Source organism: Pyrobaculum sp., from assembly GCF_049971835.1.
Lineage (GTDB): Archaea > Thermoproteota > Thermoprotei > Thermoproteales > Thermoproteaceae > Pyrobaculum.
Window position 1 is genome coordinate 1 of the sequence record NZ_JBMFKV010000115.1, and the last position, 6,408, is coordinate 6,408.

General features: G+C 60.2%; 8 protein-coding genes. 3 read left to right on the forward strand and 5 right to left on the reverse strand.

The features are described 5' to 3' along the window. Nucleotides 1-214: 214 nt before the first annotated feature. Nucleotides 215-946: an SDR family NAD(P)-dependent oxidoreductase gene (locus ACP5J3_RS09770; protein ID WP_428495518.1), complete on the reverse strand. Its 732-nt coding sequence runs from the start codon at nt 944-946 to the stop codon at nt 215-217. 28 nt (nt 947-974) lie between these two features. On the opposite strand from ACP5J3_RS09770, the gene ACP5J3_RS09775 reads away from it, so the two are divergent. Further along, nucleotides 975-1,475 carry a DUF429 domain-containing protein gene (locus tag ACP5J3_RS09775; RefSeq protein ID WP_428495519.1) on the forward strand — a complete coding sequence of 167 codons (501 nt, stop codon included), beginning with the start codon at nt 975-977 and terminating at the stop codon, nt 1,473-1,475. Here the strand turns inward: ACP5J3_RS09775 and dpdh are convergent. Then, nucleotides 1,472-2,563 carry a D-proline dehydrogenase gene (gene dpdh, locus ACP5J3_RS09780; RefSeq protein ID WP_428495520.1) on the reverse strand — a complete coding sequence of 364 codons (1,092 nt, stop codon included), beginning with the start codon at nt 2,561-2,563 and terminating at the stop codon, nt 1,472-1,474. The genes ACP5J3_RS09775 and dpdh overlap by 4 nt on opposite strands. Before the next feature lie 35 nt (nt 2,564-2,598). On the opposite strand from dpdh, the gene ACP5J3_RS09785 reads away from it, so the two are divergent. Further along, on the forward strand, nt 2,599-3,492 hold the full coding sequence (locus ACP5J3_RS09785) for an ABC transporter substrate-binding protein (RefSeq protein ID WP_428495521.1): 894 nt from the start codon (nt 2,599-2,601) through the stop codon (nt 3,490-3,492). Between the two features lie 30 nt (nt 3,493-3,522). Next, entirely contained in the window at nt 3,523-3,687 is a 165-nt protein-coding gene (locus ACP5J3_RS09790; protein WP_263242739.1) for a 30S ribosomal protein S14, read from the forward strand. Here the strand turns inward: ACP5J3_RS09790 and ACP5J3_RS09795 are convergent. From ACP5J3_RS09795 to ACP5J3_RS09805, 3 genes are all read right to left on the reverse strand, one after another. Continuing rightward, entirely contained in the window at nt 3,671-5,284 is a 1,614-nt protein-coding gene (locus ACP5J3_RS09795; protein WP_428495522.1) for an ATP-binding cassette domain-containing protein, read from the reverse strand. The genes ACP5J3_RS09790 and ACP5J3_RS09795 overlap by 17 nt on opposite strands. Before the next feature lie 65 nt (nt 5,285-5,349). Then, nucleotides 5,350-6,108, reverse strand: a complete 759-nt coding sequence (locus ACP5J3_RS09800; protein ID WP_428495523.1) for a TrmB family transcriptional regulator — start codon at nt 6,106-6,108, stop codon at nt 5,350-5,352. Beyond that, a partial coding sequence (locus tag ACP5J3_RS09805; protein WP_428495524.1) for an archaellum operon transcriptional activator EarA family protein occupies nt 6,098-6,408 on the reverse strand: 311 nt, incomplete at its 5' end. The genes ACP5J3_RS09805 and ACP5J3_RS09800, both read right to left, overlap by 11 nt.

Consider the following 6,408-nt stretch of genomic DNA (forward strand, 5'->3'; position numbering starts at 1 on the left):
ACCACTGGTTTTGCCAAATAGTCCCTCTCCTGACCACCTCACCCAGCTCTCTAAGGCTGACCTCCGCCGAGATGACCGGCCTACCTCTCCACACGCCGCCGTACGTCACCTCTGTGAAATACGCAACCCTCTCCACGTCGGCGACTCTTATCTTCAAGACCCCCTTTTATCTCAGCCCTAGACCTCAGCTCCACGTAGAATCCGTGTGGCAGATTTAACCATACCACCCGCCGTTGACATCGATAAAGGCCCCGTTGATGTAGGAGGCCCCGTCGCTTACAAGAAAGGCGATTACCTCAGCCACCTCCTCGGGCTTCCCAACCCTCCTAATATATACCATGTTCCTCGCCCAGGTCTCTATATCCCCGGTCTGCGCTTTTTCGTGAAACGGCGTGTCTATAAGGCCGGGCAACACAGCGACGACTCTAATCCCCCGGGGCCCCAGCTCCTTCGCAAGGGCTCTGGTTAGGCCTAGGAGCCCCGCCTTGGCGGCGGCGTAGGCAAAGGCGCCTCTGCCGCCCCCCGTGTAGGCCGCCACCGAGCTTACATAAACCACGGCGCCCCCCTTCATCAATGGCACGAAGAGCCTCGTCGCTATGTAGGCGCTGGTGAGGTTGAGATCTATTAGAGATCTCCAGTACTCCATATCTGACTCCTCCAGCGTTCTGCGTTGCGGCAGGCCCCCGGCGTTGGCCACCAGGGCGTCTACCCTCCCGAAGGAGCGGCCAACCTCCTCAGCGAAAGCCCTCATCTCGTCCCACGACGTGGCGTCTGCCCTGCGGTAGAGGACGCGGACTCCGTAGCTCTCAGCCTCTTTAGCCACGGCGCGGGCCTGGGCCTCGCTCCGTAGATAGGTAAACGCGACGTCGTAGCCCCTCCTAGCCAGGGCCTTGACCGTGGCGGCTCCGATGCCGGTGGAGCCTCCCGTCACCACTGCCACGGGCATATACTCTATAAACTGGCTGTTTATTTACGTGATCGTCGCCGGTATCGACCTGGCGGTTAACAGACCCACCGCCATAGCCGTCTTCAGAGACTGCACGCCGCTTTACTACGGACTGGCGCAGACGGACGTCGACATTGTGTCTGTCGCCTCGTTGCTAGGCCCCTCGATCGTAGCTATAGACGCGCCGCTCTCCAAGCCCGAGGGAGGCGGGGGGCTGAGGGATGTCGAGAGGGAGCTGAGGCGCCTCGGCTACAGGCTACTGCCGCCGCTCATGGGGCCGATGCGGGGGCTCACGGAGCGCGGGATTAGGCTCAGCAAAATGTTCGGCGGAAGGGTTATAGAAGTGCACCCATTGACGAGCCTAAGGGCTATGGGGATGTCCAGGGAGGACCTCTCCCGCGTTTTGGGGCTGAGGCATAGAGATCTTCTCGACGCGGCGGCGGCCGCGCTGACCGCGGTGGCGTACGCCAGGGGCTTCTACCGGGAAATCGGCCCCTTCGTGCTCCCCACAGCGAGGGTGTGCTTCTAGCGGCGGAAGCGGCCGGCGGACAGCGCCTCTATGCCCCGCCTCCCGAGGGCTAGGTCCGCGGCCAGCTTCCCCAGCGCCGGGCCGTATGTCCAGCCCAGCCTGCAGGCCCCGGTCACGACGACCACAGAGCCCATCCTGTCCACTACCGGGAAGCCGTCGGGGGTGCACGGCCTGTAGCCCACCGCCATGTCTATCACGTCGAAGTCCCCCAGCACCTCCCTCGCCCTCTCGAGGACTCTCTGCGCGGGGCTGTGGTCGCCGCTACCGTCTAGGTCGAAGCGTCCCGTTACCTTTGTCCACTTTGAGAGGGGCACCACCGCGACGCCCTTAGCCATTTCTATAAACATCTTTTGAGACTTGGCCGTCGTCCTGAACCCGTAGCCTTTGAAGGGGGCTACGGGTATGCCGAACTTCCTCGCCCAGTAGCCCGCCGCCACGACTACGGCGTCGCCTTGGACCACGTCTCCCCCCTCTAGCCACACCTCTCTGCCGGCTACCTCCGCCGCCCTTTTGTTGACTATCTGCACCCCCCGCAACTCTCTCAGCATCCTCTCGATGAAGGCGTCTGTGGAGAGCTTGGCGGCGTCAAGGTAAACCAGCGCCTCTCTGCCGCAACACTCCCCGGCCTCCACCTTGGGCGACAGGGGGTCTCTCTTGGCCTCCTCCAGCGCCTTCTCGACGTCTACGCCAACTTCGTAGAGGGGCTCCTCGGCGTAGTCGAAGTCGTTTTCCTCCTCGGCGAGCGCTCTGTACTGCCGTTGCGAGAAGTCGCCCAGCGCCTTTACGGCCTCCCACATCTCCTGGCTCGGCTCCCTGCCCCAGACTCTTAGGTATGTGGAGATCCAGCCCCAGTCCCAGGTCTTTACCCTGGCGTCCCCCCGGAGCATCATTGCAAGATACCTCTTGGGGTAGGACTTGACGTTTATCCGGTTGATTACAAAGCGTGTAAATTCGAGAATGCCGGCGGCGGCGCGGGACCGCTCCCCCGGCGTGTCCTGCTCTACTATAACAACCTCCGCGCCCTCCTTTACGAGGTAGAAGGCGGTGAAGAGCCCCACGACGCCGCCGCCCACTACGACAACTTTCATCGCTAACAGTTATAAAGACGTTTAAATGCGTTGGCATGAGAAGCGTAGCGCTCTCTGTAGTGGCGTTGATCCTCGGCATAGTCATAGGCTACCTGGCGGGGATGTACACAGCGCCGAAGGCGGCTCCATCCCAGACGGCGGCGCCCACCGCCCAGGCCACCACTGTGACCACAACCACGACGGTGACGGTCACCCAGACGGCGGCTCCGTGCCGCGTGTCTGTGGAGGCTATTAAAAAACGTGGTAAGCTCGTCGTCGGCACAGACGCCACTTGGCCTCCCTGGGAGTGGGTCATGGGGGACAAGATCGTGGGCTGGGACGTGGATATCGCCAGGGAGATCGCCAATGCGCTTGGCGTACAGCTGGAGATCCGCGACATGAGGTTCGCCGGGCTTCTAGAAGCTGTGAGAAACGGAGACGTCGACCTCGCGCTCAGCGCCATTACCTGGACTACCGAGAGGGAGAAGGTGCTGGAGTTCTCGATGCCCTACTACCTCGAGTCTATCGTTGTGGTGACCAAGGCCACCCGCAATGATATTAACAAGGTGGAGGATCTCTACGGCAAGACTGTGGGGGTGCAGATAGGGACGACCCACGAGGAGTGGGCCGCCGCCAACCTGGAGAAGCCTGGCAAGGCCTCCGTTAGGAGATACGACAAGGTATATCCCTACATGGTGGAGGTGCTGAGGAGGGGCGACGTCGACGCTATTATACTAGACCGCTCCATCGCCACCGCGCTTGTGAGGAAGTTCCCAGATCTCAAAATCGCCTTTGAGCTCCCCGGATCAGCAGGGTACATATCCGTGGCCATGCCAAAATGCGCCCAGGACCTGAAACTGGCTGTTGACCAGGTTATTGAAAACCTGATGCAGACCGGGAGGCTTGACGAGATAATGCAGAAAAACTTCGAGCTGTTTCTCCAGTCGTAAAATTTTAAATACAAACCCCTTTTTCGCACTGTGCCCTCCATAAAACCACCAAAAGAGAGGCCTTTCGGCAAGAGCAAGATAAGATGTATTAGATGCGGCACGCGGGAGGCTGTTATACGTAAATACGGCCTATACCTCTGCAGAAGGTGCTTCCGCGAAGTAGCGCCGCAACTAGGCTTCAAGAAGTACTACTAAGGAGGGGCCGGGCCTCCACCAGCCTCGCGGCGCCGCCGGACACCTCTACAATTTTCGTGGCGTACCTCGCCGGGGTTTGTCTATGGGAAATCACCACGGCTATTGGGACAACCCTCCTCAAGGCGTCCAGCACCCTCTCCTCAACCTCCTGGTTCAGGCCGGAGGTGACCTCGTCCAGCACGAGGACGTGTGGCCGCCTCAGAAACGCCCTAGCTAGCAGTACCCTTTGTCTCTGGCCTTCGGAGAGCTCGGAGCCTCCCTCGCCGCATTTTTTGTCTAGTGGGAAGTCTATCTGGGCGAGCTCGGCGGCTCTCCTCACCTCCTCCTCCGGGAACTCCTCCCAAAGCGTGATGTTCTCCCACACAGAGGCGTCAAAGATATAGTCGTCGTTGCCGACGTAGATCGCCCTCGGCGTCTCTATCTCGCCCTCCAGGGGCTTCACCAAACCGGCCAGTGCCTTTCCAAGAGTGGACTTGCCGCCTCCGGTGGGGCCGCGCACCCAGACAAAATCCCCTGGCACAAAGACAAGATCCACGCCGCGCAACACCACGTTCCCATCGTAGCCCAGCGTAACTTTCTCCACTTTCACTATAGGCGCCTCCCCGCGCGCTGGCGCCTCGGTCACGACAGTGTCGAGGTAGGGGGCCACCCTCTCAAACGATCTCTTTAGCTGGTAGTACGAACCCGATTTCATCATGATTTGGGCAAGCGGCTCAAACGCCTCTGCTAGAAGCGTCCTCATTGCCACGGCCGTGCCTACGGTGGCGGCCCCCTGGAGGGACAGGAGAAGCCCAAGGCCGAAGGCTAGGTTGGGCACGCCGAATGTAATGGCGTTGGCCCCGAAGCCGAGGGATTTTGAATACAGCCCGTACTTCTTATACCCCGCAAGCCACTTCTCCGAGGCCTCCAGTAGGATCTTGGGGAGGGCTCTTACCCCGGCTCTGTAGAGGCTGTGGGCCCCGTCCACGACCTCCTTTACCCGCCTAAACCACTGGCTGTAGAGCTCCCTCTCCCTCCTCCCCCACTCCAGTATGGGCGGACCCAGCTTCTTCGCCACTAGGAAGTACAGAGCTATTAAAGGCGCTACGAAGAGGGTAATCTCCGGCGATATGTACAGCGACGCGGCTACCACTGCTATGAACCTCGCCGCCTGTAGGGCCACGTCCAGCGGCAGGGCGAGGTACAACACGACGTTTAAAACGTCGCCGCTTATCCGCGACAGCGCCTCTCCCCTGTTGTGGGCGGGGGATAAGACCACCGAGTGGACGATGCGGTGCGACACGTCTATGATGGCTCTCTGCGCCCACACCGCGGCTCTGTACTCAGATAGGAAATTAAGAATAGGTATGAGAAAGGCGATGCCGACTACGGCGGAGATCTGGAAAACTAGCGTCCCCGCGTCCCCCGCCCCGTAGACAACTTCGTCGACAATCTGCTTTATGAGCAGAACCTGGGCGACGCCGAGTATAATCATGGCGCCCCACAGCGAGAAGATCACCGCCTCGTCTACCCAGTACCTCTTAGCGAAGCCAAGGGCGTAGTGCCAGTAGCTCTTTACACCCCCGCCTCTGGTAGCCGCCGGGGATGCGGCGTTCATGCGCCTCTACCGCTTCTTGGCTTAAATACGCCGCTTTGCAGGTGCTGATGTAGTTGATATTGTAGCTACAAGCCGCCGGCCGCGCCGCCGCTTTTATGGAGCCGGCACGCCTTCTCCATACCCTCTATCACCCTGTCTACAAGTCTCTCCACGACGCTGTCCCCCCTCCTCGTCTCTTCCACATACTCTCTTATCAACTGGGCGGCCCTGCAGTACGCCTCCTCCCAGCTCAGCCCCGTGGCCTTCCTCAGGGCGTAGAGCAGAAACGCAAAGAAGCCGTAAGCCGGCTCGTAGTAGCCGAGGCTCTCCAACCCTCTTTCGCTTATCCACCGCCTCCTCAAGTCGTCTTCAGGCGCCAGGGCTATGCGGTAGAAGAGGAGGCTGAGCCTCGGCCACTCGCCAAGCTTCGCAAGGTTGGGGTCCATGAATTCCCTAGCCCTCAGATCGAGCTCTACAAGCTTGGCGTGGGCCTCGTGCCTCTTGATCTTAAAGGGAAGGGTGACGTAGAGCTCGTCGCTTAGATAGACGCCGCCTCTCCTAGCTATTAGGGGCGTTATGTAGCCGAAGTTCTCAGCCACGAACTCCTCGTCTAGGTACCCCCTCTCCAGCGCCTTGGAGACGTCTCTCAGCCTCACGATGTATTCCCGCTCCAGCCTCAGCACCTCCACTACCCCCTCCGCCTCCAGTCTATGGACCACCTCGCGGATTGTGCTGTAGGGCTCCCCCAGCTGGCGGGAGAGGTTGCGTATCGACGTGTCTAAGTCGTGATGTTTTAGAAAGAGGTGCCTCACCACCTTTTTCTCAATGGAGTCTCTACCTCCCATGGCTGGCCAGCGATCTGCAGATCTCCACCGCGCCGTCTCTAACGCGGTAGAACTTCGCCCTGCCTATGCTAACCTCCTCGACAAGCCCCAGCCCCAGCAACGAGTCCTCCCTCCTGTACCTCTCCCCGAGCCCTCTCAGCGCCCCCACAACGTTTTCATAGCTCGCCCCCACTGCGTCTGCGATCAACGCGGGGTACGCCGACTCTGGGTAGATAGAGCATAGGTAGTTCAGCACATCTCTCTTGACTCTGCTCCTCCTCAGCGCCCTCAACACCCTCCCAATTCCCTGTACTGCACCTG

Coding starts and splice junctions, on each gene's coding strand:
- ACP5J3_RS09770 (WP_428495518.1), bottom strand. CDS start 946: ATGCCCGTGGCAGTGGTGACGGGAGGCTCCACCGGCATCGGAGCCGCC.
- dpdh (WP_428495520.1), bottom strand. CDS start 2,563: ATGAAAGTTGTCGTAGTGGGCGGCGGCGTCGTGGGGCTCTTCACCGCC.
- ACP5J3_RS09785 (WP_428495521.1), top strand. CDS start 2,599: ATGAGAAGCGTAGCGCTCTCTGTAGTGGCGTTGATCCTCGGCATAGTC.
- ACP5J3_RS09795 (WP_428495522.1), bottom strand. CDS start 5,284: ATGAACGCCGCATCCCCGGCGGCTACCAGAGGCGGGGGTGTAAAGAGC.
- ACP5J3_RS09800 (WP_428495523.1), bottom strand. CDS start 6,108: ATGGGAGGTAGAGACTCCATTGAGAAAAAGGTGGTGAGGCACCTCTTT.